Origin of the sequence: Asanoa siamensis, from assembly GCF_016862555.1 — a bacterium.
Classification (GTDB): domain Bacteria; phylum Actinomycetota; class Actinomycetes; order Mycobacteriales; family Micromonosporaceae; genus Asanoa; species Asanoa siamensis.
Genome location: NZ_BONE01000035.1, coordinates 63,459 through 88,627, shown reverse-complemented (window position 1 = coordinate 88,627; position 25,169 = coordinate 63,459). Strand labels below are relative to the sequence as shown.

General features: G+C 73.2%; 24 protein-coding genes. 17 read left to right on the top strand and 7 right to left on the bottom strand.

Translation table 11 applies throughout. The annotated features are described in order from the left end of the window. Positions 1–156: DUF4193 family protein (locus Asi02nite_RS21930; protein WP_203715760.1), on the top strand; the 156-nt coding region annotated here is incomplete at its 5' end. A gap of 117 nt (positions 157–273) precedes the next feature. Then, positions 274–1,104 (top strand): hypothetical protein, encoded by an 831-nt coding sequence (locus tag Asi02nite_RS21925; protein ID WP_203715751.1) that lies wholly within the window; start codon positions 274–276, stop codon positions 1,102–1,104. On the opposite strand, the gene Asi02nite_RS21920 is transcribed toward Asi02nite_RS21925, so the two are convergent. After that, a complete protein-coding gene (locus Asi02nite_RS21920; RefSeq protein ID WP_239126898.1) occupies positions 1,082–1,552 on the bottom strand; it encodes a DUF3093 domain-containing protein in 471 nt (156 codons plus the stop codon). The genes Asi02nite_RS21925 and Asi02nite_RS21920 overlap by 23 nt on opposite strands. 89 nt (positions 1,553–1,641) lie before the next feature. Between Asi02nite_RS21920 and dut the strand changes: the two genes are divergently transcribed. The 4 genes from dut (at position 1,642) to Asi02nite_RS21900 (ending at position 4,057) form a co-directional block, all read left to right on the top strand. Next, a complete protein-coding gene (gene dut / locus Asi02nite_RS21915) occupies positions 1,642–2,130 on the top strand; it encodes a dUTP diphosphatase (RefSeq protein WP_203715750.1) in 489 nt (162 codons plus the stop codon). After that, entirely contained in the window at positions 2,130–2,870 is a 741-nt protein-coding gene (locus Asi02nite_RS21910) for a DUF3710 domain-containing protein (RefSeq protein WP_373312309.1), read from the top strand. Before dut ends, Asi02nite_RS21910 begins: the two co-directional genes overlap by 1 nt. A gap of 123 nt (positions 2,871–2,993) precedes the next feature. Further along, a complete protein-coding gene (locus tag Asi02nite_RS21905) occupies positions 2,994–3,374 on the top strand; it encodes an OB-fold nucleic acid binding domain-containing protein (protein ID WP_203715757.1) in 381 nt (126 codons plus the stop codon). Beyond that, positions 3,371–4,057 carry a DUF3159 domain-containing protein gene (locus Asi02nite_RS21900; protein ID WP_203715749.1) on the top strand — a complete coding sequence of 229 codons (687 nt, stop codon included), beginning with the start codon at positions 3,371–3,373 and terminating at the stop codon, positions 4,055–4,057. The genes Asi02nite_RS21905 and Asi02nite_RS21900 overlap by 4 nt, the downstream gene beginning before the upstream one ends. Positions 4,058–4,495: 438 nt before the next feature. Here the strand turns inward: Asi02nite_RS21900 and Asi02nite_RS21895 are convergent, their stop codons facing one another. Both Asi02nite_RS21895 and Asi02nite_RS21890 read right to left on the bottom strand, forming a co-directional pair. After that, positions 4,496–5,188: a potassium channel family protein gene (locus Asi02nite_RS21895; RefSeq protein ID WP_203715756.1), complete on the bottom strand. Its 693-nt coding sequence runs from the start codon at positions 5,186–5,188 to the stop codon at positions 4,496–4,498. Further along, positions 5,185–5,859 (bottom strand): potassium channel family protein, encoded by a 675-nt coding sequence (locus Asi02nite_RS21890; RefSeq protein ID WP_373312308.1) that lies wholly within the window; start codon positions 5,857–5,859, stop codon positions 5,185–5,187. The genes Asi02nite_RS21895 and Asi02nite_RS21890 overlap by 4 nt, the downstream gene beginning before the upstream one ends. A gap of 107 nt (positions 5,860–5,966) precedes the next feature. Here Asi02nite_RS21890 and Asi02nite_RS21885 point away from each other — a divergent pair, with 107 nt between their 5' ends. Both Asi02nite_RS21885 and Asi02nite_RS21880 read left to right on the top strand, forming a co-directional pair. After that, positions 5,967–8,063, top strand: a complete 2,097-nt coding sequence (locus tag Asi02nite_RS21885; RefSeq protein WP_203715747.1) for an APC family permease — start codon at positions 5,967–5,969, stop codon at positions 8,061–8,063. Continuing rightward, complete coding sequence (locus Asi02nite_RS21880; RefSeq protein ID WP_203715746.1) at positions 8,060–9,265, top strand: class I SAM-dependent RNA methyltransferase; 1,206 nt, start codon at positions 8,060–8,062, stop codon at positions 9,263–9,265. The genes Asi02nite_RS21885 and Asi02nite_RS21880 overlap by 4 nt, the downstream gene beginning before the upstream one ends. A 40-nt stretch (positions 9,266–9,305) precedes the next feature. On the opposite strand, the gene Asi02nite_RS21875 is transcribed toward Asi02nite_RS21880, so the two are convergent. Beyond that, on the bottom strand, positions 9,306–9,527 hold the full coding sequence (locus Asi02nite_RS21875; RefSeq protein WP_203715745.1) for a hypothetical protein: 222 nt from the start codon (positions 9,525–9,527) through the stop codon (positions 9,306–9,308). 478 nt (positions 9,528–10,005) lie between these two features. Here Asi02nite_RS21875 and dxs point away from each other — a divergent pair, with 478 nt between their 5' ends. The 7 genes from dxs to Asi02nite_RS21840 all read left to right on the top strand — a co-directional run bounded on the left by dxs (position 10,006) and on the right by Asi02nite_RS21840 (position 18,162). Further along, a complete protein-coding gene (gene dxs, locus Asi02nite_RS21870) occupies positions 10,006–11,961 on the top strand; it encodes a 1-deoxy-D-xylulose-5-phosphate synthase (RefSeq protein WP_203715744.1) in 1,956 nt (651 codons plus the stop codon). Between the two features lie 8 nt (positions 11,962–11,969). Continuing rightward, positions 11,970–13,238 (top strand): outer membrane protein assembly factor BamB family protein, encoded by a 1,269-nt coding sequence (locus tag Asi02nite_RS21865; protein WP_203715743.1) that lies wholly within the window; start codon positions 11,970–11,972, stop codon positions 13,236–13,238. A gap of 7 nt (positions 13,239–13,245) precedes the next feature. Continuing rightward, a complete protein-coding gene (locus Asi02nite_RS21860) occupies positions 13,246–14,622 on the top strand; it encodes an outer membrane protein assembly factor BamB family protein (RefSeq protein WP_203715742.1) in 1,377 nt (458 codons plus the stop codon). 44 nt (positions 14,623–14,666) lie between these two features. After that, positions 14,667–15,338, top strand: a complete 672-nt coding sequence (locus tag Asi02nite_RS21855; protein WP_203715755.1) for a response regulator transcription factor — start codon at positions 14,667–14,669, stop codon at positions 15,336–15,338. Further along, positions 15,335–16,546: a sensor histidine kinase gene (locus tag Asi02nite_RS21850; protein WP_203715741.1), complete on the top strand. Its 1,212-nt coding sequence runs from the start codon at positions 15,335–15,337 to the stop codon at positions 16,544–16,546. The genes Asi02nite_RS21855 and Asi02nite_RS21850 overlap by 4 nt, the downstream gene beginning before the upstream one ends. Before the next feature lie 32 nt (positions 16,547–16,578). Continuing rightward, positions 16,579–16,965, top strand: a complete 387-nt coding sequence (locus Asi02nite_RS21845; protein ID WP_203715740.1) for a VOC family protein — start codon at positions 16,579–16,581, stop codon at positions 16,963–16,965. A 111-nt stretch (positions 16,966–17,076) separates the two neighbouring features. Then, positions 17,077–18,162, top strand: coding sequence for a hypothetical protein (locus Asi02nite_RS21840; RefSeq protein WP_203715739.1), 1,086 nt, complete (start codon positions 17,077–17,079; stop codon positions 18,160–18,162). Between the two features lie 51 nt (positions 18,163–18,213). On the opposite strand, the gene Asi02nite_RS21835 is transcribed toward Asi02nite_RS21840, so the two are convergent. Beyond that, a complete protein-coding gene (locus Asi02nite_RS21835; protein ID WP_203715738.1) occupies positions 18,214–20,208 on the bottom strand; it encodes a 3-hydroxyacyl-CoA dehydrogenase NAD-binding domain-containing protein in 1,995 nt (664 codons plus the stop codon). Next, positions 20,205–21,398: a thiolase family protein gene (locus tag Asi02nite_RS21830; RefSeq protein ID WP_203715737.1), complete on the bottom strand. Its 1,194-nt coding sequence runs from the start codon at positions 21,396–21,398 to the stop codon at positions 20,205–20,207. Before Asi02nite_RS21830 ends, Asi02nite_RS21835 begins: the two co-directional genes overlap by 4 nt. A 107-nt stretch (positions 21,399–21,505) precedes the next feature. Here Asi02nite_RS21830 and galE point away from each other — a divergent pair, with 107 nt between their 5' ends. Continuing rightward, positions 21,506–22,507 (top strand): UDP-glucose 4-epimerase GalE, encoded by a 1,002-nt coding sequence (gene galE / locus Asi02nite_RS21825; RefSeq protein ID WP_203715736.1) that lies wholly within the window; start codon positions 21,506–21,508, stop codon positions 22,505–22,507. Between the two features lie 24 nt (positions 22,508–22,531). Here the strand turns inward: galE and Asi02nite_RS21820 are convergent, their stop codons facing one another. Beyond that, positions 22,532–23,875 carry a ribonuclease D gene (locus tag Asi02nite_RS21820; protein ID WP_203715735.1) on the bottom strand — a complete coding sequence of 448 codons (1,344 nt, stop codon included), beginning with the start codon at positions 23,873–23,875 and terminating at the stop codon, positions 22,532–22,534. Positions 23,876–23,986: 111 nt separating this feature from the next. On the opposite strand from Asi02nite_RS21820, the gene Asi02nite_RS21815 reads away from it, so the two are divergent. Beyond that, positions 23,987–25,159 carry a S1C family serine protease gene (locus tag Asi02nite_RS21815; protein WP_203715734.1) on the top strand — a complete coding sequence of 391 codons (1,173 nt, stop codon included), beginning with the start codon at positions 23,987–23,989 and terminating at the stop codon, positions 25,157–25,159. Positions 25,160–25,169: the final 10 nt, after the last annotated feature.

Genomic DNA, 25,169 nt, shown 5'->3' with positions numbered 1-25,169 from the left:
CTGCCGGGCGCCGACCTCGCCGACGAAGAGCTGACGGTCAAGGTGCTGCCGATGCAGCAGGACGAGTTCCGCTGTGCGCGCTGTTTCCTTGTCCACCACCGCAGTCAGCTCGCCTTCGAGCGCAACGGCGACCTGATCTGCCGGGAATGCGCCTGACCGGGGATCGACAACCCAGGGCGGCGGCCCACGCGGTCGCCGCCGCCGACTTCGACCTGCGGGCGTGGCCGCGACCTGCTTGACTCGTAATGGACGAGACCGAGCTGGAGGGTACGGATGAGCCACGCCGAGCGGTCCACGGGCGAGCCGGACTCCGCGGCGCAGGAGTCCACGCCCGCGGCCGACGTTCCGGCCGAACCGCCCAGCAACGACGAGCTCGGCGACACGGTCGCCAAGCTCACCGCCGACGACCTCGAGCCCGGGCAGCGCAACAGGCTGCTCGGCCGGCTGATCAGCCAGGTCCGCGCCCGTGGCGTCGGTGACCTGTTCAACCCGCGCGCGGCCCTGCGATGGATCGCCGACGCGGTCGACGACGTCGCCCCCTACCTGCCGGTGCGCGACCTCGAGACGCTCCGCAAGCACCATCCCGGCCTCGACGACGACAAGCTCGCCGAACGCCTCGTCCGCAACGCCAGCCTGGGCACCGCCGGGGTCGGCGCCGCGGGCGGCGGGGTCGCCGCGATCGAGTGGGCCGCGACCCCGACCCTGCTGACGGCGCCGGTGCTGCTGGCCGCCGAGACCGTGACCGTCGTGGCCATCGAGATCAAGCTGATCGGCGAGCTGCACGAGGTCTACGGGCAGCCGGTGCCCGGCAACGGCGCGCAGCGCGCCATCCCCCTGGCCATGGCCTGGTCACAGCAGCGCGGGGTCAACCCGATGGTGCCGGGCGTCGGCATCGGCGCGGTGCTCGGCACCGCCGCCCGCAAGGAGATGCGCGACCGGCTGCTGCGCCGGTTCGGCCGCAACCTGACCACGCTCGGCCCGTTCCTGACGGGGGCGGCGGTCGCCAGCTACCTCAACCGGCGGGCCACGAAGTCGCTCGGCGACCAGGTGATCGACGACCTCAAGAAGCGCCGCCGCAAGATCATCGAGGGAGAGGCGCGCTGACCCTCGCCTTGTCGATGGCGGCCGCCAGCTTGACCGGGTCGCGGGAGCTGACCAGCCAGTACGGGGTCGGGTCGGCCGGATCGTCGATGATCACCTGGACGGCGCCGGAGACCCACGGCCGCTGCACGACGAACGCCAGCTCGTGGCTCCCGACGCCGAGCAGCTCGCGCTTGCCGGCCGCGTCCAGGGGCACCGCGTCGGTGACGAACGTCAGCGGGATGTGCGCGTCGTCGACGACGAGCTCCCCGCCGCGGACGGCGACCAGGATCCGGCCGGCCCGCCAGAGCCCGAACAGGGCGAGCGGGACCAGCACCACGAACGGGAGCCAGGCCCGCACGCCGGGCGCGCCCATCCACAGCTCGAACGCCAGGAGCAGCGCGACCGCCAACCCGCACAGCCACAGCCACCAGGGGAGCCGTAACCGCTCGGCGTAGTCATCGGTAGCCACGATGTCCGAGGGTACGGCGCGCCGTACGCTCGGCACCCGGCAGGATAGGAGGGACCGCTCCCCGCGGGCCCAGACAGAAAGCTGACACCGTGACCGACGCCGCCGTCCGGGTGGCCGTGCGCCAGCTCGACCCGGACCTCCCGCTCCCGACGTACGCCCACCCAGGTGACGCGGGCGCCGACCTGTCGGCGGCCGCCGACGTCGAGATCCCACCCGGTGGCCGGGCGCTGGTGCCGACCGGCGTCGCCATCGCGCTGCCGGACGGTTTCGTCGGCCTGGTGCACCCGCGTTCCGGCCTGGCGACGCGGCTGGGCGTGACGGTGCTCAACGCGCCCGGCACGGTCGACGCGGGCTACCGCGGCGAGATCTTGGTCAACCTGGTCAACCACGACCCGTCGGCGCCGGCGAAGATCTCGCGGGGCGACCGCATCGCCCAGCTTGTCGTGCAGCGCGTCGAGCGGGCACACTTCCACGTCGTCGAGGAACTGCCCGGGTCCGTCCGTGGATCGGGCGGGCACGGCTCCACCGGCGGGGTGGCGACAGCTCCGGCGGCAACGGGTGAAAGGCGGGCGGACTGATGTTCTCGCGAGGTGGATCCGGGCGGCACGCCCGCGACGACCGCGGCCGGTCCGAGCGTCCGGCCCGGGGCAGCGCGGCGGTCCCCCAGCCGGACGACCGGCGCCACGGCCCCTACGACGTCTCCGAGGCACCGTCCGGTGTGGAGCGGCTCGACCTGGGCAGCCTGCAGATCCCGGCCGTGCCCGAGGTCGAGATCCGCGTCCAGGCCAACCCCGACGGTGCCGTGCAGCAGGTGGTGCTGGTCAACGGCGACAACGCGCTGCAGGTCGGCGTGTTCGCCGCGCCGCGGTCCGAGGGCATCTGGGACGAGGTGCGCGAGGAGATCCGCAAGTCGCTGTTCAGCGAGGGTGTCGCGGCGCAGGAGTCCCAGGGGGAATATGGCGTCGAGTTGCGCGCCCGGGTGCGCACCGCCGACGGCCTGACCGACCTGCGGTTCCTCGGCATCGACGGCCCGCGCTGGATGGTCCGCGGCGTGTTCCAGGGCCCGGCCGCGACCGACCCCGGCCAGGCGGGCGTGCTGGTGGAGTGCCTGCACGGCCTGGTGGTCGACCGCGGCCAGGAGGCCCGGCCGGTGCGTGAGCCACTGCCGCTGCGGCTGCCCAAGGACGCCACCGACCAGGTGCACGACGAGCAGGAAGCGGCCGCCGCGCAGCCGCCGCTCGCGCCGCCGACCAACGGGTCCGGCCCGGGCGGTGCCGGCCCGGCACCGCGCCGCCGGCCCTCGCCCCGGCCACGCTGAGCGATCGACGCCGCTCTCCGCGTCGACGGGCTCGGCGCGGGGAGATGCGTGACGGCGGTCACGCGTACGCTGAAGGTGGCGCGCGTCCTGCCGGGGGCGTCGAGGAGAGTGAGCCCGAAGGCCATGGCCATCGACCAGAGCCGCACGTCGCTGCGGCGGTTCCTGCAGCGACTGACGGCTGACGAGGAGACCCTGGAGGCCGAGAGCCTCCAGCGGGAAAGCGCGAAGTCCGGCTGCATGCCGGCCGGGCTGTGCATGCGGGGGCAGGTCGTGACGCTCACCGGGCGTCTCAAGACCGTCGTCTACACCCCGCGCACCAACCTTCCCACGCTCGAGGCCGACCTCTACGACGGCAGTGACGTGGTGACGCTGGTGTGGCTGGGCCGGCGGCACATCGCGGGGATCGAGCCGGGGCGACAGTTGAGCGCGCGTGGTCGCGTCGCGGTGCGGGATGACCGTAAAGTCATCTACAACCCGTACTACGAGCTGGAAGCCACCAGATGACGTCTCCGCCACGTGCCGCCGACGAGTCCACCCGCGACCCCGACGGCGAGGAGCCGCTGCCGCCCTTCGGCGAGATGGTGTCGCAGCAGCTCGGCGGCTGGCGCGGCCTCGTCGAGTCCAGCGTCCCGGTCGTGGTGTTCGTCGTCGTCAACATCATCTGGGAGCTCAACCCGGCGCTGATCGCCTCGGTCGGCGTCGCGCTGGTCATCGGCGCGGTCCGGCTGGCCCAGAAGCGCCCGGTCCGGCACGCCGTCAACGGCCTGTTCGGCATCGGCCTGGGCGCGATCATCGCCTGGCGCACGGGCGAGGCCCGCGACTTCTACCTGCCGGGCATCATCCAGAGCTACGTCTTCGCCCTGGCCCTGTTGATCTCCGCCGCGGTGCGCCAGCCACTGGTGGGCTGGGGCTGGTCGGTGATCATGGCCGGCGGCAAGTCCGACTGGCGCCAGGACCGCCGCCTGATGCGCACGTTCATCTGGCTCACGGTCGTCTGGGCGGTGGTCTGGATCCTCAAGGTCAGCGCGCAGGCCTGGCTCTGGTGGGACAAGCAGGACGACCTGCTCGGCATCGCCCGCCTGGTCCTCGGCACGCCGCCCTACGTGCTGCTGGCCCTGTTCACGGTGGCGGTGGTCCGCCGCGTGACCCGCGACCGCCCACCGGCGCCCGCGGTCGAGAACGCCTGACCGGACGCCCTGACCTGGCCTCGCTTTCCGGCGGGACGCGGCGGCGGACTCCCGGAGCCGCTGGAAAGATCAGGGTCGACTCACGGAGCCGCTGGAAAGATCAGGGTCTTTGCTCGGGTCCGCGTTGGTCGCGGGCCGCTCCTCCCGCGAGGGACCGCTTCGCTTGCCAGGTCCGTCGCGTGGCGCGCTCCGGGCGTGTCGCGCCGGCGGCGGGTCCGTGCGCGGGAGCGTACACGCGAAATCATGTACGTACATGCTTTCGCATGTACGGCTTGGCGGAGACCTGTGCGGGGCCGCAGGCGGTTCGGCTCGTTCCGGGGCGGCGGATCTGGGAGCACGATCGACGAGACACCAGGCCGGCCCGGACCCGCCACCGGCCGCAGGCCCGCGTCTGCGAGGTGACCCCAGACGAAGCGTGCCAAGCCGCGGTCGAACCCGCTAGCCGACCGCGCGGCGGTCCGCCGCGTCCGGGCCCAGGATCACCGCGCGGACCGCGTCCTCGACCTCGGCCGTACACACGAAGATCAGCTCGTCGCCCGCCTCCAGCGGGTCGTCCGGCGTCGGCACCAGGACCCGGCGGCCCCGCAGGATCGCCACCAGGGCCGAGTCGCGGGGGAGCGGCACGTTGCGCACCGGCAGGCCCACGTAGGGCGCCGTCGGGGGCAGGGTGATCTCCACCAGGTTGGCCTCGCCCTGGCGGAACGTCATCAGCCGGACCAGGTCGCCGACCGTGACCGCCTCCTCGACCAGCGCGGCCATCAGCCGCGGCTTGCTGACCGAGACGTCGACGCCCCACTGCTCGGTGAACAGCCACTCGTTCTCGGCGCGGTTGACCCGGGCGACCACCCGCGGCACCGCGAACTCGGTCTTGGCGAGCAGCGAGACGACCAGGTTGACCTTGTCGTCGCCGGTCGCGGCGACCACCACGTCGCAGCTCGCGACGTTGGACTCCTCGAGGCTGGCCAGCTCGCAGGCGTCGGCCAGGATCCACTCCGCGGCCGGCACCCGCTCCGGGCGCAGCATCTTCGGCGACCGCTCGATGAGCATCACCTCGTGGCCGTTGCCGACGAGCTCGGCGGCGATCGAGCGGCCCACGTTGCCCGCCCCGGCGATGGCGACCCGCATGGTCAGTGCCCCCCTTCCGGAGCGGCGGCGGCGACGTCGGTCACCGACCGGGCGATGTCGTCGGTGACCAGCATGAAGAGCTGGTCACCCTCCTGGATCACGGTCGAGGCCGTGGGCAGGGTGCCGATCCCGAACCGCATCAGGTACGCGGTCCGGGCCCCGACCGCGTCCTCCACGGAGCGCAGCAGGCGGCCGATCCAGTCCTTGTGCACCGGCACCTCGATGATCGAGACGGTGCTGGTCGGGTCCCGGAAGATCTCGACGTGCCCCTCGGGGATCAGGTGCCGGATCATCCGGTCGGCGGTCCACCGGACGGTGGCCACCGTCGGGATGCCGAGGCGCTCGTACACCTCGGCGCGTTTCTGGTCGTAGATCCGGGCCGCGACCCGGGTCACGCCGAAGGTCTCGCGGGCCAGCCGGGCCGAGATGATGTTGGAGTTGTCACCGCTGGAGACGGCGGCGAACGCGTCGGCCCGCTCGATGCCCGCGTCCCGCAGCACCTCGCGGTCGAAGCCCACCCCGGCGACCGTGATGCCGCCGAACTCCGGGCCCAGCCGGCGGAAGGCGTCGGGGTTCTGGTCGATCACGGAGACCGAGTGGCCCCGCTCCTCGAGGGTGTGCGCGAGCGTCGAGCCGACGCGACCACAGCCCATGATCACGACGTGCACCGGTGACACCCCTTCCACGGCGGATTACGGCCGATTGACCGTACCGCCTGCATCAGAAATACCGTGCGGGCCTACCGGGCGATGACGCTTTCCTGACGGCCGTACCCTTACCCGTTGTGGCCAGACCCACCTCGGTGATGAAGCGTCTGCTGCTGGGGAGACCGTTCCGCTCCGACCGGCTGCAGCACACGCTGTTACCCAAGCGCATCGCCCTGCCGGTGTTCGCCTCCGACGCGCTCTCCTCGGTGGCCTACGCGCCGGACGAGATCCTGCTGACCCTCTCGATCGCCGGCGCCTCGGCCTACGTGTTCTCGCCGTGGGTGGCACTCGCCGTGGTCGTGGTGATGCTGACCGTGGTCGCCAGCTACCGCCAGAACGTGCACGCCTACCCGTCCGGCGGCGGCGACTACGAGGTGGCCACCGTCAACCTGGGCCCGAAGTTCGGCATCGGGGTGGCCAGCGCGCTGCTGGTCGACTACGTGCTGACCGTGGCCGTGTCGGTCTCGTCGGGCGTGGCCAACCTCGGGTCCGTGGTGCCGTGGGTGGCCACGCACAAGATCGCCGTCGCGGTCGGCGCTGTCATCCTGCTCACCGCGGTCAACCTGCGCGGCCTGCGGGAGTCGGGCACGGCGTTCGCGATCCCGACGTACGGCTTCATGATCGTCATCATCGGCATGCTCCTGACCGGTTTCTTCCGGATATTCGTCCTGGGTGACGATCTCCGGGCGCCCAGCGCGGGGTTGACCATCGCGGCCGAGCACGACGTGACCGGCTTCGCGATGGTCTTCTTGCTGTTACGGACGTTCTCGTCCGGCGCGGCGGCCCTGACCGGTGTCGAGGCCATCTCCAACGGCGTGCCGGCGTTCAAGCCCCCGAAGAGCCGCAACGCGGCGACCACCCTGCTGCTCCTCGGCACCGCGGCGGTCAGCATGCTGGTCGGCATCGTCTACCTGTCCCGCCTGACGCACCTGCAGTTCATGGAGGACCCGGCACGGCAGATCGTCGGCGGCACCGGCGAGTACGTGCAGAAGACCGTCACCACCCAGCTCGGCGAGACCGTGTTCGGCTCCGGCTCGATCCTGCTGTACGTGGTGGCCGGCGCCACGGCCCTGATCCTCTTCCTGGCGGCGAACACCGCGTTCAACGGCTTCCCGGTGCTCGGCTCGATCCTGGCCCAGGACCGCTATCTGCCCCGGCAGCTGCACACCCGGGGCGACCGGCTGGCGTTCTCCAACGGCATCATCTTCCTGGCCGTCTGTGCGGTCGTGCTGATCGTCGCGTTCCAGGCCGAGGTGACCCGGCTGATCCAGCTCTACATCGTGGGCGTGTTCGTCTCGTTCACGCTCTCGCAGAGCGGCATGATCCGGCACTGGAACCGGCTGCTGCCCCGGGAGCGCGATCCCGAGGCCCGGCGCCGCATGCACCGGGCCCGGGCGATCAACACCTTCGGCGCCTTCCTGACCGGCACCGTCCTGGTCATCGTCCTGATCACGAAGTTCCTGCTCGGTGCCTGGATCGCGATCGCCGCGATGCTGGTGATCTACGTGGTGATGCTGGCCATCCGGTCGCACTACGACCGGGTCGCGCGGGAGCTGGCCCCCGAGGAGGGCCGGCCCATGCTGCCGGCCCGCAACCACGCCGTCGTGCTGGTCTCCAAGGTGCACCTGCCGACGCTGCGCGCCGTCGCGTACGCCCAGGCGACCCGCCCCGACACGCTGACCGCGGTGACCGTCAACGTCGACGACAAGGACACCCGGGCCGTGCAGGCGGAGTGGGAGCGGCGGGACGTGCCGGTGCCGCTGACCGTGATCGACTCGCCCTACCGGGAGATCACCCGGCCGATCATCGACTTCGTCAAGCGGGTCCGCCGGGACTCGCCGCGCGACGTGGTCACGGTCTTCATCCCGGAGTACGTCGTGGGCCACTGGTGGGAGAACCTGCTGCACAACCAGAGCGCGCTGCGGCTCAAGGGCCGGCTGCTGTTCGAGCCCGGAGTGATGGTCACCAGCGTGCCGTGGCAGCTCGCGTCGAGCCAGACGCGCAACCTGGAGCGGATGGACGCGACCCTGATCCGGACACCGGCCCGCGGCCCCCGCAACCGGGGTGGCCACAAGCACGGCGGGCCGCCGCCGAGTGCCCCGCCGGCCCAGCCCGGCTCCGGCACGCCGGCCGACAGCCCCGGCGTCGGCAGCGACACCGCGGAGCGATCATGAGCGAGGAGCGGGTCGCGGTCGACCAGGAAGAGCTGATCACGGTCACCGTCGGCGCCCCGGCGCACGGTGGGCACTGCGTCGCGCGGCTCGACGGCCAGGTCGTCTTCGTCCGGCACGCGCTGCCGGGCGAGCGGGTCACCGCGGTGGTCACCGAGGTGCACAGTGGATACCTGCGGGCCGACGCGGTCGAGATCCTCGAGCCGTCGCCGGACCGGGTCACGCCGCCCTGCCCATACGCCGGGCCCGGCCGCTGCGGCGGCTGCGACCTGCAGCACGTGACCCCGGCCGGCCAGCTCGACTGGAAGACCGCGGTGCTCCGCGAGCAGCTCACCCGGCTCGGCCGGCTGGCGCCCGACGAGGTCGACGCGCTCGGCGTCGCGGTCACCGCCCTGCCCGGCGGGCCGACGGGCTGGCGCAGCCGCGTCCGCTACGCGGTGGACGCGGCCGGCCGCCCCGGCCTGCTCAAGCACCGCTCGCACGAGGTCGTGCCGATCGACCGCTGCCTGATCGCGCGTCCGGAGATCCAGGCGCTGCCGGTGCTGCGCCAGTCGTGGCCCACCGCCGAGTCCGTGGAGACCGTGGCCTCCTCCGCCGGCGACGTCGTCGTGGTCGAGCATCCGGGTGCGGAACCCGGCACGGTGCGTGAGCGGGCGCTCGGTCGCACGTGGACGCTCGGTGCCGAGACGTTCTGGCAGGTGCACCCCGCGGCGGCCGAGACGCTGGTCGGCGCGGCGCTGGAGATGGTCGCGCCGCGGCCGGGCGAGCGCGCCTGGGACCTCTACGGCGGTGCCGGGCTGTTCGCCGCGGCGCTGGCCGAACGGGTCGGGCCGGACGGCCGGGTCACCATCGTCGAGTCGGCCCCGGACGGTGTGCGGGCGGCGCGGGAGAACCTCACGGACCTGCCCTGGGTCGAGGTCGTGGCCGCCCGGGTCGAGACCGCGTTGGCCCGCCGGCGGGTCGCCGGGCCCGTCGACATCGTGGTGCTCGACCCGCCGCGCAGTGGCGCGGGAGCCCGGGTGGTCGAGGCGCTGGTCGCGTCCGGCGCCCGCGCGGTCGGTTACGTGGCGTGCGACCCGGCCTCGTTCGCCCGCGACGTGCGCACGTTCCGCGACCACGGTTGGCGGCTGGCGGAACTGCGCGGCTACGACTGTTTCCCGATGACGCACCATCTCGAATGCGTCGGCCTGCTGGTCCCGAATTAGTTTTCGGAATATGTTTCCGTAATTGACCCCCGATCGGGGGTCATCGCTGTGCCGCGATGACCCGCCGACCCGGAGTGGGGACCGGGCTGCCCTCCGATTCCTGGCCGGACGCGCGGGACGCCGCACGCCGGTCACGGAGCCGGATCCAGCCGATGACGAGCAGGATCAGCGGGAGCAACGGCAACGCGATGATCGCCACGACGATCAGCGCGATCAGTTGTCCCACGGCGTACTTTCCGGAAACGCGCGAGGAACCTGACATGTGGGCATACCTTTTGGGGAGGGAAATCTCTGCCGCCATCGTACGTCTCCGCACGCTTGTGCCCTATTTATCACGCGCCGGAATTTATCCGCCTTCGCGGCCGGCCGTGACCCATCGATCATGGCCTTAGCGTGCGGTTTCGAAGATCCTTGCCGCGAAATATCGCGATGTGGCCGGCCGACCAGCCCGAAAAAGTGTCGCGGTCCCGTCAGCAAGACTTGCCCGATCGGCCTGCCAGGCCACCCGTTCGGGGGGACGGTGGGCGCCCCGTGCCGATGGTCCCGTGCACGGGAGTCGTTCGCGAGAACTCCTCCGGTCACCGAGCGCGCCCGGCCGAGCGCGCACCGTCCACAAGGCGGAGACGCGGCTACCCAGCGTGATCGTGACATCCGCTGCGCGCTTTGCGGAAAGGGAGATTCGGTGAAGACGATCTCGGATCGGGGTGCGGCAGGTGCGTACCCGATTACACTTGCCGGTCATGAGCGTTGAAGAGGGTCGGGCCAGTCTGTTGTCCGCCATCCGCGGCCCGCAGGACCTCAAACGGCTCTCCCACGAGGAGTTGGTCCTGCTCGCGGCCGAGATCCGGGACTTCCTGGTCGCGAAGGTCTCCCGCACCGGTGGACATCTCGGCCCCAACCTCGGCGTCGTCGAGTTGACGCTGGCGATGCACCGGGTCTTCGACTCGCCGCGCGACAAGTTCCTCTTCGACACGGGCCACCAGTCCTACGTTCACAAGATCGTTACGGGCCGGCAGGCCGGCTTCGACCAGCTCCGCCAGCGGGGTGGCCTCTCGGGCTACCCGAGCCAGGCCGAGAGCGAGCACGACCTCATCGAGAACTCGCACGCGTCGACGGCGCTGAGCTACGCCGACGGCATGGCCAAGGCCTACGCGCTGCGCGGCGAGGACCGCAACGTGGTCGCCGTGGTCGGCGACGGCGCACTGACCGGCGGCATGTGCTGGGAGGCGCTCAACAACATCGCCGCCGCCCGCAACCCGCTGGTCATCGTGGTCAACGACAACCAGCGCTCCTACGCGCCGACGATCGGCGGCCTCGCCGACCACCTCTCCTCGCTGCGGCTCAACCCCGGCTACGAGAAGGTGCTCGACCTCGTCAAGGAGTCGCTGGGCTCGACCCCGCTGGTCGGCAAGCCGCTCTACGAGGTTTTGCACGCGGTGAAGAAGGGCATCAAGGATGCCGTGGCGCCGCAGGCCATGTTCGAGGATCTCGGCATCAAATACGTCGGGCCGGTCGACGGCCACGACACCGTCGCCGTGGAATCCGCGCTGCGCCGCGCCAAGGGCTTCCGCGGCCCGGTCATCGTGCACGCGGTGACCCGCAAGGGCTACGGCTACCGGCCCGCGGAAGAGGACGACGCCGACTGCCTGCACGGCCCGAGCAGCGCGTTCGACGTCGAGACCGGCAAGCTGCTGGCGGCGCCGAGCGTCAAGTGGACCCACGTCTTCGCCGAGGAGCTGGTCGCGGTCGCCGACGAGCGGCCCGACATCGTCGGCATCACCGCCGCGATGGCCGAGCCGACCGGCATCGCGTCGCTCGCCCGCAAGCACCCCGACCGCGTCTACGACGTCGGCATCGCCGAGCAACACGCGGCCACCTCGGCGGCCGGCCTCGCGCTGGGCGGCCTGCACCCGGTGGTCGCGGTCTACGCGACCTTCCTCAACCGCGCGTTCGACCAGGTGCTGCTCGACGTCGCGATGCACAAGCTGCCCGTGACCTTCGTGCTCGACCGCGCCGGCATCACCGGTCCCGACGGGCCGAGTCACTACGGCATCTGGGACATGTCGGTCTTCGGTGTCGTGCCGGGCCTCCGCCTGGCCGCCCCGCGTGACGCCGCCACCCTGCGCGAGGAGCTGCGCGAGGCCGTGGCCGTCGACGACGGGCCGACGATCCTGCGCTTCCCGACCGGGTCCGTCGCCGCCGACCTGCCGGCGGTCCGCCGCATCGGCCAGGTCGACGTGCTCACCGAGAGCCGCCAGAAAGACGTGCTGCTGGTCGCGGTCGGCGCCTTCGGGCACCTCGGCGTCGAGGTCGCGACCCGGCTCGCCGAGCAGGGCTACGGCGTGACCGTGGTCGACCCGCGCTGGGTCCGCCCGGTCGCCCCCGAGCTCGTCACGCTGGCCGCCGGGCACCGCCTGGTCGTCACCGTCGAGGACGGCGTGCGCGACGGCGGCGTCGGCGACGCCCTGGCCAAGGCCATGCGCGACGCCGACGTCCGGGTCCCGCTGCGCGACCTGGGCGTGCCCGCCGCCTGGCACCCGCAGGGCAACCGCGCCCAGATCCTGGCCGACATCGGCCTCACCGCCCAGGACGTGGCCCGCGAGGTCACCGGCTGGGTGTCCCGGCTCGACGACACCACCGAGCCGCTGAGCGCGGCCGCGCCCGAGCCGGCGCGGCGGGACAACGTCACCTCCTAGGCCCTGGGATGTCGCAGCGGCCGGGCGAGTGGGTGGTGATCGACCTCGGCACCGCCCACGGCACGGTCGACGAGGAGCGGCTGCTTCCCGACCCTCGCGCCCGCGGCCGTTCCTGGCGCCGGCGCCTCGCCGCGGCGACCGCCGGCCTCGTGCTCGTCTGCGGCGGCGCCGCCACGGCCAGCCCGCCGTTCCGGCCCACCGCGGCCGTGCCGGTCGAGGCCGGCTCCAGCGTCTCCGTGGCGGGCGACCTGCTGGTGGTCGCCGATCCGGCACCACCGGCCGGCATCGCACCGACCAGCTCGGCCGGTGGCACGGCCGGCGGCGACGCGGTCGAGGGCCTGGTCGAGCTGCGCGGCTACGACCTGCCGGCCGGCACCCAGCGGTGGCGGCTGCGGCTGCCCGCCGCGATGTCGCAGTCGGCGAGCCGGGTCGGCGACCTGGTGCTGGTGGCCTCCCGCGACTCGATCCGCCGGCAGACCGGCACCACCGCGATCGACGCGGCCACCGGCGCGGTGCGGTGGAGCCGCGACGACGCGCTGCTGACCGTGCCGGGCGTCGAGACCGGCCTCGCCGTCGAGGAGGTGCGCAGCGCCAGCGGCGCCGGGCGCCGGGTGGCCGGGCGGATCGACGCGGTCGATCTCACCACCGGCCGCAGCCGCTGGCACACCCGGGTGCCGTCGACCGCGGTCGCGCACGTCGTGGCCGGCGACCGGCCGCTGGCCGTGCTCGTGCTCGACTCCGGCCGCACCGAGGTGCGTGACCTGGCCGGCGGCGCGCTGCTGCGGGCCGGCTCGCTGCCGCCCGCGGACTACGCGCCCGACAACCCGCGCCTCGTGGCCGACGCGTTCGTGCTCCGCCACCCCGACAGCCGGCTGGGGCAGCGGTCGGCACTCAGCGCCTACAACCTCGACGACGTCGGCCTCGAGTGGAGCCGGCCCGACCGCGCCCGCGACGTCCGCTGGGCCGACTGCGACGGCAAGCTGTGCGGGCGTACGCCCGAGGGGATCTGGACCCTCGACCTCGACAACGGCGGGCTGGCCTTCGCGACCGGCGACGGCCTGCCCTGGCTGCCCGTCCGGGGCAGCGCCGACCAGCTCGTCTTCCGGCTGCTGCCGGACGAGCGGGTGGCGGTGGCCAGCGGCGGCACCACCACGTCGCCGCGACCGCTCGGCACGCTGCCGGCCGGCAGCCGCGACTGCCGCGCCGGCGAAACGGCGCTGGTCTGCCGCGGCGGCGACGGCCACGAGCTGGCGATCTACTCCCTTCCGTCGCCGTAGGACAGCCATGCAGCCGGCGGGCACCATCGACCTCGGCCCGGTCGCCGACCGGCCGGCCGATCCGGACGAGCGCGAGCTGCCCCGCCGGCGACCGTTCGGCGCCCTCGTCGGCGTGCTGGTCGCAGTGTCCCTGACGCTGGGCGGCTCGCTGGTGCCGGCGCCACCGCTGACCGCCACGGCCACCCAGCTCGGCGGCGTCGGCTCCTCGTTCGCGGTCGCCGGTGACCGGCTCTACGTCGTGCGCCGGGTCAGCGACGCGGCCGGCTCGCTGACCGCGGTGCGGCTGCCGGGCGGGGAGGAGCTGTGGACGTCCCCGTACGCGCCGACCGGCGAGCGGATCATCCGCGTCGACACGGCTGGCCCGGTCGTGCTGATCTCCGGCGGCGAGACCACCGGGCGGATCCGCCGGACCGACGCGTACGACGCCGGGACCGGCGAGCGGCTCTGGTGGGTGCCGGCCGAGCTCGTGGTCGACGCGGCGGCGGGCACCGGCTACGCGAGCACGGCCGACCCGCCCCGGCTGCGGGCGCTGGACCTGGCGACCGGGCGGGCGCTGTGGTCGGCGGAGCCGGGTGACCGGTTCACCTTCACCGCCGTCGGCGGCCCCGCGCCGGCCGCCGGGCGGATACCGCCCCGGGACGCGCCGAAGTCCGAGACCGACGCGGTGGGCGGCGCCGGCGGGGCCACCGTGGCCACGGGCGCGGCCGGGTCCGGCGGCCGGCTCGCGCTGTTCGTCCGGTCGGGGCGGGTCGAGCTGCGCGACGCCCGCACCGGCGCCGTGCTCCGGCAGGCCAACCCGCTCGGTGCCGAGGCGCTACCGCTCGCGGGCCTGAGCGTCGGCGGCGTTCTCGTGTTCTGGTACGCCGAACGCGGCGGCACCGGCCTCGCCGGCCTCGACCCGGGCACCCTCGACGTGCGCTGGCGGATGCCGTACGACATCGACGGCGGCGGCATCGGCCGGTGCCTGGCCCTGGTCTGCCTGAGCAGCCACGGCGACGTGCTGGCCGTGGACCCGGCCACCGGCGAGCCGCGCTGGCGCGTACCCGGGGTCAGTTATGTGGTCGAAGCGCGGGGGCAGCTGATCGGACTCGGTGCCGTGCCCGGCGGGCTGGGCCCGGTGCGCTCCGTCGACCCCGCCACCGGCGCCGAGGTCGCCGACCTGCACGGCTGGCGGACCGGCGCGCGCGGCGACTCCGTGGTCACCCGGATCCCGATCGGCGCCCAGCACACGATCATCGGCCTGCTCGGCCCGCCCTCCGGCGCGCTGCGCCCGCTCGGCACCGCACCCGAGGTGCTGCTCACCTGCCAGTCCGGCCCCAGCGCCATCGTCTGCCGCACGGCCACGGGCACACTGCGGATCTGGGCCGTACGCGCGGAGCGCTAGCTTTGCTCACACGGACTTGACGTGGGGTGAGGGAGGCTTTCGCCGTGCGGGTGCTGGTGGTGGAGGACGAGCGCAACCTGGCCGACGCGATCGCGCGCGGGTTGCGACGGCACGGGCTGGCCGTCGACGTCGCCTACGACGGCACGGCGGGCCACGAGATGGCGTTCGTGACCAGGTACGACGTGGTCGTGCTGGACCGCGACCTGCCCGGCGTGCACGGCGACCAGATCTGCGCCGACCTGGTGTCCTCCGGGGCGCTGACCCGGGTGCTGATGCTGACGGCGAGTGGCACCGTCGCCGACCGGGTCGACGGGCTGCAGCTCGGCGCCGACGACTACCTGCCCAAGCCGTTCGCCTTCGACGAGCTGGTCGCCCGCGTGCGTGCGCTCGGCCGGCGGGCCACGCCGCCCGCGCCGCCGGTGCTCGCGATCGCCGACCTGGTGCTCGACCCGGCCCGCCGGGTGGCCACCCGGGCCGGGGCGGCGGTCGACCTGACCCGCAAGGAGTTCGGCGTGCTCGAGGAGCTGCTCAAGGCGCGCGGCGCGGTGGTGTCCAGCGAGGAGCTGCTGGAGCGGGTCTGGGACGCCAACACGGATCCCTTCACGACGACGGTCCGGGTGACGGTTATGACGCTGCGCAAGAAGCTGGGCGAGCCGCCCTTGATCGAGACGGTGGTCGGCGCCGGTTACCGGATGCCGGGGGAGCTGGTGTCATGACGGTTTATGCGGCCGACCGGCAGCGCGGGCCCCGACCGACGTTGCGGTTGCGGCTCACCCTGCTCAACGGCGTCGTCGTGGTGGCGACCGGGCTCGTCCTGATCCTGCTCGCCTGGGTGCTGGTCGGCGACGCCATCCACCCCGCCGACCAGCTCCAGCCGGGCGCGTTCGTCGACCTGGCCGACGGGCGCCGGCTCGACGCGGCCGCCTGGCAGGCCCAGGTGGTCGACTCCGCCTCGCGTGAGCTGCTCGTCAAGGGCCTGCTGGCGCTGCTGGTGACCAGCCTGGTCGGCATCGTGGCGGCCTACGCGGTGGCCGGGCGGGCGCTGCGCCCGCTGCACCGCGTCACCGCGACCGCCCGCCGGTTGAGCGAGCAGACGCTCGACCAGCGCATCCGCTACACGGGCGCCGACGACGAGATCGCCGAGCTCGCCCGTACGTTCGACGCGATGCTCGACCGCCTCGGCGCGGCCTTCGACGCGCAGAAGCGGTTCGTCGCCAACGCCTCGCACGAGTTGCGCACGCCGCTGGCCGTGATGCGCACCGAGATCGACGTGACGCTGGCCGACGACGAGGCCGACGCGACCGAGTTCCGCCGGATGGCCACCGTCGTGCGGGACGCCTCGGAGCGGGCCAACGGGCTGGTCGACGCCCTGCTGGTGCTGGCCCGCAGCGAGGGGCAGCGGGGCCGGCGGCTGGGTCGCAAGGTCCCGGCGGACCTGGCCGACGGGCTGCGCGCCGCGCTGTCGGCGATGCGCGGCGAGGTCGACCGGCTCGGGCTCGTCGTGGAGACCGACCTCGCACCGGCCCCGGTGGTGGGCGACCCCGGCCTGCTCGAGCGGCTCGCCGGCAACCTCGTCGAGAACGCGGTGCGCTACAACCACCTGCACGGCCGGCTCTGGGCCCGCGCCGGCACCGAGGGCGACCAGGTGTTCCTGGTGGTCGGCAACACCGGCTTCGAGGTGGACGCCGGCGACGTGCCGGGGCTGTTCGAGCCGTTCCGCCGGGGCGGCCGCGAGCGCACCGGGGCCCGCGGGTCGGGGCTGGGCCTGTCGATCGTGCGCGCGGTGTGCGACGCGCACGGCGGCAGCGTGACGGCGACACCGCAGGAGGACGGCGGTCTCGAGGTGCGGGTGACCCTGCCGGCGGCGAGCGTCACGCCCGTCGCCGCGGGCTCGGCCACCGTCGGTGACGCGAAACCGCGTTGATCCGCGGGGTCGCCTCTGCCACGGTGACCGCCATGACCAACCGCATCCATCACGTCAACGTCGACAGCCACGACCCGTACGCCCTGGCCGGCTGGTGGTCCGACGTGCTCGGCTACCCACGCTCCGAAGACGACTTCCCGGGCGATCCGGAGGCGCTGCTGATCGCGCCGGAAGGCGCCGGCCCGAGCGTGCTGTTCTGCCGCGTCCCCGACGACAAGACCACCAAGAACCGCCTGCACTTCGACCTCCAGCCGACCGACCACGGCCGTGACGCGGAGGTCGAGCGCCTGCTCGGCATCGGTGCCACCCTGGTCGGCGACCACCGCCGCCCCGACGGCACGGGCTGGGTCACGCTGGCCGACCCGGAGGGCAACGAGTTCTGCGTGGAGCGCAGCGCGGCCGAGCGGGCGGCGAGTTGACCTGGTCACGATCGAGGCAAGAGTTGTGTCCCGTGGCTGACGCAGGGTGCGCGGCGGGTGCACAGGGTCGCTACGATCCGGCAGTCCACCTGTGACCCCCGGGGAGCCGTGATGTCCGACCCTTACTCGCAGCCGCCGCCCTACGGCTCCCAGCCGCCTTACGGCGACCAGCCGCAGCCGCCCTACGGCCAGCAGCCCGGCTACGGCCAGCAGCAGCCGCAGTACGGGCAGCAGCCCAACTACGGCGAGCAGCCGCCGCAGTACGGCCAGCCGTACGGCGACCAGCCGCCCGGGCAGACCTACGGCCAGCCGCAGCCGGGCACCTACGGGCAGCCGCCGCAGCAGCCCACCTACGGCCAGCAGCCCGGTTACGGCCAGCAGCCCGGTTACGGCCAGCCCGGCTACGGGCAGCAGCCCGGCTACGGCGACTACGGCCAGCAGCAGCCGTCCTCGGGCGCGCCCTACGGCCAGCCGCCGTCCTCGCCGGCGCCCTACGGGCAGCAGCCCGGTTACCCGCAGCCCGGTTACGGCCAGCCGCCGCAGCAGCCGACCTACGGTGAGCAGCCGTTCGGCGGCCCGCCGATGCCGCCGACCGCGCCGCCGAAGAAGAGCCGCGCCGGCCGCATCGTGCTCATCGTGCTCGCGGTCGTGCTGGTGCTCTGTGTCGGCGGTGGCGTCGGGCTCTTCTTCCTGCTCAAGGACGACGTGGGCGACGTCGTCACGGCGGCGAACACCCGCGTGGTCGCGCCCGCGACGCTGGGCGGCAAGCCGAAGATCAGCGACCCGTCGTTGCAGGGCGTGGTCGACAGCATGAAGAACGAGCTCAACACCGACCTGCCCGACACGAGCAGCACGGCGGCCGCGTTCTACGGCGACCTGAAGAGCGGCGACCTGATCATGCTGGTGGCGGCGTCCGGCCTGGTCACCGATCCCAAGCAGGAGCTCGACGAGGCGTTCGGCGGCGTCGGCCAGGGCGGCTTCACGATGAAGAACGTGAAGGACGTCGACCCGGGCCCGCTGGGCGGCGAGGCCCGCTGCGCCGACGCCACGATCAGCGACAGCGGCGCCGAGGTGCCGATGGGCATCTGCGCCTGGGCCGACAAGGGCAGCGTCGGCATGATCGGCATCTACAAGACCGACGGCACCAACGCCTACAAGAGCTTCGTGGCCATGCGCGGCGAGGTCGAGAAGCAGTAGTGCGACGACGCGAAGGGCCCCGGGGGATTCCCCGGGGCCCTTCGTCGTCCGTCAGAGCCGGCCCGTGGCCGCCAGGTGCGGCGTGATGCCGCCCAGGTGGAACGGCCAGCCCGCGCCCAGCACCAGGCACAGGTCGATGTCCTTGGCGTCGGCGACCACGCCGTCGGCCAGCATGAGCTTGACCTCCTCGGCGATCGCGTCGAGGGCCCGGTCGCGCACCTGTTCGGCCGTCAGCGGGGCGTCGCCGACCTCGAGCAGCGCGACCACCGACTCGTCGATGTTGCCCTCGCGGTCGGTCAGCGACTTCCCGCTCTCGACGATCCGGCCCAGGTTGGCGCTGACGCCGAACCGGTCCGGGAACGCCGCGTGCATGGTCTTCGACACGTGCAGCGCGACCGCCGGCCCGACCATCGTGAGCAGCGCGAGCGGCCGCATCGGCAGGCCCAGCGGGTCGAGGGCGGTGTTGGCCACCTCGACCGGGGTGCCGGCGTCGATCGCCGCGTAGATCTCGCCGAGGAACCGGGTCAGCAGCCGGTTGACCACGAACGACGGGGCGTCCTTGACCAGCACGCAGGACTTGCGCAACTGCCTGCCGACCGCGAACGCCGTGGCCAGCGCCGGGTCGTCGGTCTTGCCGGCCCGGACGATCTCGACCAGCGGCATCACCGACACCGGGTTGAAGAAGTGGAAGCCGACGACCCGCTCCGGGTGCTCGAGGTCGGCGGCCATCTCCGTGACCGACAGCGACGAGGTGTTGGTGGCCAGCACCGCCTCGGGCGAGACGACCTTCTCCAGCTCGGCGAAGACCTGCTTCTTGACGGCCAGGTCCTCGAACACCGCCTCGATGACGAAGTCGGCGTCGGCGAACACGGCCTTGTCGACCGAGCCGCTGACGAGACCGTGCAGCTTGGCCGCCGTGCCCTCGTCGATCCGGCCCTTGCCCCGCAGCTTGTCGATCTCGCCGTGCACGTAGGCGACGCCCTTGTCGACCCGCTCTTGGTCGAGGTCGGTGAGCACCACCGGCACCTCAAGGCGGCGGGCGAACAGCAGCGCCATCTGCCCGGCCATCAGCCCGGCGCCGACGACGCCGACCTTGGTGACATCGCGGGCCAGCGCCTTGTCCGGCGCGCCGGCCGGCTTCTTCGCGCGGCGCTGCACGAGGTCGAACGCGTACAGGCTGTTGCGCAGCTGCGGGCCGGTGACCAGGTCGCCGAGCGCCTCGTCCTCGGCGGCGGTGCCGGTCGCGAAGTCGGCGTCCTTGGCCAGCGCCAGCAGCTCCAGCGCCTTCTCGGCCGAGGCCACCGCGCCGTGCAGCTTCTCGTCGAGCTGCAGCTTCGCGAAGTAGAGCACGCCGTCCCACATGTCGCGGTCGATCTCCGGCCGCTCGACGGTGATCTCGCCCGCGACCACGCCGGCCGCCCACTCGAGCGAGCGCTCCAGGAAGTCGGCCGGCTCCAGCAGCACGTCGGCGATGCCCAGCTCGCGGGCCTGCGCCGGGCGCAGCGTCTTCTGGGTGAGCGGGTTCTGGATGATCACCTGGGCGGCGGGCGCGATGCCGATCAGGTTGGGCAGGAGCTGCGTGCCGCCCCAGGCCGGCACGAGGCCGAGCGAGACCTCGGGCAGCGCGAGCGCGTTGGCCCCGCCCGAGAGCGTGCGGTAGTGGCAGTGCAGCGCCACCTCCAGGCCGCCGCCCATCGCGACGCCGTTGACGAACGCGAACGTCGGGATCGCCGACTCGCGCAGGCGGTTGAACACGCGGTGCCCGTACCGGCCGAGCTCGACCGCCTGTTCCCTTGATTTGATCATCGGCATCCCGGTGATGTCGGCGCCGACCGAGAAGATGTACGGCTTGCCGGTGATCGCGATAAACGCGGGCTCCAGGGCCGTGGCCGCCGTGATCGCCTCGTCGAGGCTGGCCAGGCCGCCCGGGCCGAAGCTGTTGGGCTTGGTGTGGTCGAGCCCGTTGTCGAGCGTGATCAGGGCGGCCTTGTGCCCGTTGACGGTGACGGCGCGTACCAGCGCCTTGGTCACGACCTCGCTGCTCACTTGGCGCCCTCCCAGGCCGGGTTCTCCCAGATGACCGAGCCGCCCATGCCGATGCCGATGCACATGGCGGTGATGCCGTACCGCACCTCGGGGTGCTCCGCGAACTGGCGCGCGAGCTGCGTCATCAGCCGCACGCCGGACGAGGCCAGCGGGTGGCCGACGGCGATCGCGCCGCCCCACGGGTTGACCCGCGGGTCGTCGTCGGCGATGCCGAAGTGATCGAGGAACGCCAGCACCTGCACGGCGAACGCCTCGTTGAGCTCGAACAGCCCGATGTCCTCGATGGACAGCCCGGCGATCCGCAGCGCCTTCTCGGTCGCCGGGATCGGGCCGACGCCCATGACCTCCGGCTCGACGCCGACGAAGCCGTACGAGACGAGCCGCATGGCCACCGGCAGGCCGAGCTCGCGGGCGGTCTCCTCGGCGGCGATGATGCTCGCGGTCGCGCCGTCGTTGAGGCCGGCCGAGTTGCCGGCGGTGACCCGGCCGTGCGGGCGGAACGGGGTCTTCAGCGTGGCGAGCTTGGCCAGGCTGGTGTCGCGCGGCGCCTCGTCCACGGTGGCCAGACCCCAGCCGTTCTCCGGGTCGCGGATCGCCACCGGCACGAGGTCGTCCTGCAGCTTGCCGTTCGCGTACGCCTTGGCCGTCCTGACCTGGCTCGCCAGGCCGAACGCGTCCGCACGCTCCCTGGTGACCGCCGGCAGCCGGTCGTGCAGGTTCTCGGCGGTCTTGCCCATCACCAGCGCGGACGGGTCGACGAGCTTCTCGGCGAGGATGCGCGGGTTGGGGTCGACGCCCTCGCCCATGGGGTGGCGGCCCATGTGCTCGACGCCGCCGGCGACCGCGACGTCGTAGGCGCCCATCGCGATGCCGCCCGCGACGGTGGTCACCGCGGTCATCGCGCCCGCGCACATGCGGTCGATGGCGAAGCCGGGCACGGTCTTGGGCAGGCCGGCCAGCAGTGCGGCGGTGCGGCCGATGGTCAGGCCCTGGTCGCCGATCTGGGTGGTCGCGGCGATCGCGACCTCCTCCACCCTTTCCGGTGGCAGCGACGGGTTGCGGCGGAGCAGCTCGCGGATGCAGCGGATGACGAGGTCGTCGGCGCGGGTGTGCGCGTACATGCCACCCGCCTTTCCGAACGGGGTGCGAATGCCGTCGACGAACACGACGTCGCGGACAGATCGGGGCACGGGTCGGGCCTCCTCCAGAACGGGGTACTGACCAGTATGCTACTCATGAGTAACCTCGCGCGGAGCGTGGAGTGGGACACAAGCACGCGGTTGGTAGGGTCCTGCCCATGAAGGTCTTGATCGCGGGTGGCGCGGGTTTCATCGGCAGCACGGTCGCGTCGGCGTGCCTCGACGCCGGGATCACCCCGGTCGTCCTGGACAGCCTGGTGACGGGCCGCGCGGAATACGTCCGCGACCGGATCTTCTACGAGGGTGACATCGCCGACGGCGCTCTCATCGACCGGATCTTCGCCGATCACCCGGACATCTCGGCTGTCGTGCACGCCGCCGCGCTGATCGTGGTGCCGGAGTCGGTGTCATCGCCGCTCCGCTACTACCGGGAGAACGTCGCCAAGTCGCTCGACCTGATCGCGCACGTGACCCGCAACGGCTGCGAGCGCTACCTGTTCTCGTCGTCGGCCTCGATCTACGCGCCGGGCGCCGACTTCACCGTCGACGAGTCGTCGGCGCTGCGCCCCGAGTCGCCGTACGCCCGGACCAAGGCCGTCATGGAGTGGGTCCTCGAGGACGCCACCAACGCGTACGACCTGCGGGTCATCTCGCTGCGCTACTTCAACCCGATCGGCGCCGACCCGAAGATGCGCACGGGCCTGCAGCACGCGAAGCCGACCCACCTGCTCGGCCGCCTGATCACGGCGCTGGAGCAGGACGAGGAGTTCCAGATCACGGGCACCGACTGGCCGACCCGCGACGGCAGCGGCATCCGCGACTTCATCCACGTCTGGGACCTGGCCCGCGCCCACGTCGAGGCCCTGCGCCGTTTCGACCAGGTGCTGCCGGCGGGCGGTGACCGTCGCTACGACGTGCTGAACCTGGGCTCGGGCACGGGCACGACGGTCCGCGAGTTCGTCGACGCCTTCCGCCGGGTCGCCGACCGCCCCCTGCGGGTGGCGGAGGCCCCGTCCCGCCCGGGCGACGTGGTCGGCTCCTACACCCGCACCGACAAGGCCGCGGCGGCCCTGGACTGGTCCTGCGACTACACGGTCGAGGACGGCATCCGCCACTCCCTCGAGTGGTCGACCCACCGCTCGGCCGTACTCGGCGAGTAGCCCGGGTGGTCGGTCGGTCCGGCGTCAGGCCGGCTTCGGGTCGGTCAGCGCGTTGGCCAGGTCGGTCGAGAGCAGGCCGACCTGCCAGGCGCGGGCGCCGTAGCCGCGCAGCGTGGCCGAGACCGTCTCCGGGGTGACATCTTCCGGCGGGGTCCAGGCCAGGCGGCGGATCGAGTCCGGGGTGATCAGGTTTTCGGGCGGCAGCCGGTGGGCGCCCGCCGTCGTCGTGACCACCTCGCGGCAGCGGGCCAGCCGGGCTGCCGCCACCGGGTCGCGTTCCGCCCAGCGGTGCGGCGGGGGCGGGCCGTCGATCGGCGGGTTGGTCGGCAGCGCGTCGTCGGGCAGGCCGCGGGCCGTGTCGAGGGCGTCGAGCCAGACCCGGGCCAGCCGGCGCACCGAGCGGCCGCCGAAGCCCGGCAGCGTGAGCAGGGTGCGCTCGTCCTTCGGGTCGATCTCGGCCGCCGCGATGATCGCCGAGTCCGGCAGCACCCGGCCGGGGGCCGAGTCGCGGCGGGCGGCGATGTCGTCGCGGGCGTACCAGATCGCCCGGACCCGCGCCTGCGCCCGTGCCCCGCGGATGCGGTGGATGCCGGACGTGCGGCGCCACGGGTCGGGGCGGCTGCGCGGCGGCTGGGCGCCCCAGGCCACCAGCGCGGCGAACTCCTCGGCCGCCCAGTCCTGCTTGCCCTGGGCGACCAGCTCGGCCGCCAGCGCGTCGCGGAGGTCGACGAGCAGCTCCACGTCGAGGGCGGCGTAGCTCAGCCACGACTCCGGCAGCGGGCGGCTCGACCAGTCGGCGGCCGAGTGGTGCTTCTCCAGGGCGTACCCGAGAAGCTGCTCCGTCAGGGCCGCCAGGCCCACGCGTTCGAAGCCCGCCAGCCGGCCGGCCAGCTCGGTGTCGAACAGCCGGCGTGGACGCAGGCCCAGGTCGCTCAGGCACGGCAGGTCCTGGCTGGCCGCGTGCAGCACCCACTCGGCGTCGGCGATCGCGGCGTCGAGCGTGCGCAGGTCGCCCAGCGGCAGCGGGTCGATCAGCACGGTGCCGGAGCCGCCGCGGCGGAGCTGGACCAGGTAGGCCCGTTGGCTGTAGCGGTAGCCGGAGGCGCGCTCGGCGTCGATGGCCACGGGGCCGGTGCCGGCCGCGAAGCGGGCGACGGCGTCGGCCAGGTCGTCGGGCGACTCCACGGGCGCGGGAGTGCCCTCCCGGGGCGCGGTGAGCAGCTGCGCGGCGGGGCTGTCCGCGAGGGGCGCGGAGGCCGCCGGGCCGTCGGGGGAGCCGGTGGAGGGGCCGTCCGCTTCGGGGGAGGTGGGCGACTCGTCCCCCGCTCGGCGTGCGGCCCGACGGCGCAGGGGTGGTTCGTCGGTCACCTGCCAACCCTAGTAGGCGCGCCGTCACGCATCGGACAGCCGGGTCGGCGCGTCGGGAGGTGCGGTACGGTCTCGCGGGGGCCCAGTCCGGTGCGACGGGAGGGAGCGGCAATGTCCGCCGGGGACGAGCGCACAACCTGGCCCGAAACTTCACCCGGGTACGGCGACCCGCCGGCACCCCAACAGCGGGTCGTTCCCGCGGACGGGCCGATCTACCGGCCGTCCGAGCGGCCGGCCCCGCCCTATGCCCCACCAGGGCCGCGAGGTCCGGCCGAGCCGCCGCCCGCTGCCTACGGGACGCTGTGGGCACCGCCGCCACCCGAGTTCGCACCGCCACCATCCGAGTTCGCACCGCCGGCGCCGCGCGCGCCGATGGACGCCGCGCCGTCGCGGCCGGTGCCGACCCACCCCGCTCCGCGGCTCGAGCCCGTCGTGCCCTTCGAACCGGGCGTGCCGTTCGGCCCCGGAGTGGTCGGCCCTCCGCCGGTGGACACCCGCAAAGGTGAAAAGCGCGGCTGGGCCTTCGGTCTCTCGCTCGGCCTGATCGTGCTCCTGGCCGGGGTCGCGGCCTGGCAGGCGGTCCGCATCGACCAGCTCGGCGACCGGCTCACCGCGAGCGAGCGCGTCCGCGACGAGCAGCAGACCCGCACCGCCGGCCAGCTCGAGGAGCTCGACGGCCGGGCCACCGAGCTCGAGCAGCGGGCCGGCGCGGCCTTCGACCCGGAGGCGATCTCCACCGCCGCGCTGCCCAGCGTCCTGCGGGTCGACGCCGGCAACGTCAGCGGCACCGCGTTCGCGGTCGGCAAGCCGGCCGGCGGGGGGAAGACAAACCTGATCACCAACTTCCACGTGGTCGAGGACGTCTACGACGGCGGTGGCCGGCAGGTGTTCCTGGAGCGGTCCGGCAAGCGGTACGCGGCCCAGATCATCGCCGTGAACCGCGACCGGGACGTGGCCCACCTGCGGTCGAACACCAAGCTCAACGGCCTGGTGACCGCCAAGGGCGACGTCAAATCGGGCCAGCAGATCGTGGTCGTCGGCGCCCCGCTGGGCCTGAGCGACTCGGTGACCACCGGCGTCGTGAGCGCGGTCCGCGAGCTGCCGGACAGCAACGGCCCGCTGATCCAGTTCGACGCGCCCATCAACCCGGGCAACTCCGGCGGCCCGGTGATCAACTCGGCCAAGCAGGTGGTCGGCATCGCGACGGCCAAGGCCGAGAACGCGGAGGGCATCGGCCTGGCCGTTCCGATCAAGGTCGCCTGCGACAACTTCAAGATCTGCTGAACGGCGTCGG

Coding starts and splice junctions, on each gene's coding strand:
- Asi02nite_RS21860 (WP_203715742.1), top strand. CDS start 13,246: ATGCAGCCGGCGGGCACCATCGACCTCGGCCCGGTCGCCGACCGGCCG.
- dxs (WP_203715744.1), top strand. CDS start 10,006: ATGAGCGTTGAAGAGGGTCGGGCCAGTCTGTTGTCCGCCATCCGCGGC.
- Asi02nite_RS21900 (WP_203715749.1), top strand. CDS start 3,371: ATGACGTCTCCGCCACGTGCCGCCGACGAGTCCACCCGCGACCCCGAC.
- Asi02nite_RS21815 (WP_203715734.1), top strand. CDS start 23,987: ATGTCCGCCGGGGACGAGCGCACAACCTGGCCCGAAACTTCACCCGGG.
- Asi02nite_RS21850 (WP_203715741.1), top strand. CDS start 15,335: ATGACGGTTTATGCGGCCGACCGGCAGCGCGGGCCCCGACCGACGTTG.
- Asi02nite_RS21925 (WP_203715751.1), top strand. CDS start 274: ATGAGCCACGCCGAGCGGTCCACGGGCGAGCCGGACTCCGCGGCGCAG.
- Asi02nite_RS21910 (WP_373312309.1), top strand. CDS start 2,130: ATGTTCTCGCGAGGTGGATCCGGGCGGCACGCCCGCGACGACCGCGGC.
- Asi02nite_RS21880 (WP_203715746.1), top strand. CDS start 8,060: ATGAGCGAGGAGCGGGTCGCGGTCGACCAGGAAGAGCTGATCACGGTC.
- Asi02nite_RS21905 (WP_203715757.1), top strand. CDS start 2,994: ATGGCCATCGACCAGAGCCGCACGTCGCTGCGGCGGTTCCTGCAGCGA.
- galE (WP_203715736.1), top strand. CDS start 21,506: ATGAAGGTCTTGATCGCGGGTGGCGCGGGTTTCATCGGCAGCACGGTC.
- Asi02nite_RS21840 (WP_203715739.1), top strand. CDS start 17,077: ATGTCCGACCCTTACTCGCAGCCGCCGCCCTACGGCTCCCAGCCGCCT.
- Asi02nite_RS21845 (WP_203715740.1), top strand. CDS start 16,579: ATGACCAACCGCATCCATCACGTCAACGTCGACAGCCACGACCCGTAC.
- Asi02nite_RS21875 (WP_203715745.1), bottom strand. CDS start 9,527: ATGTCAGGTTCCTCGCGCGTTTCCGGAAAGTACGCCGTGGGACAACTG.
- Asi02nite_RS21865 (WP_203715743.1), top strand. CDS start 11,970: ATGTCGCAGCGGCCGGGCGAGTGGGTGGTGATCGACCTCGGCACCGCC.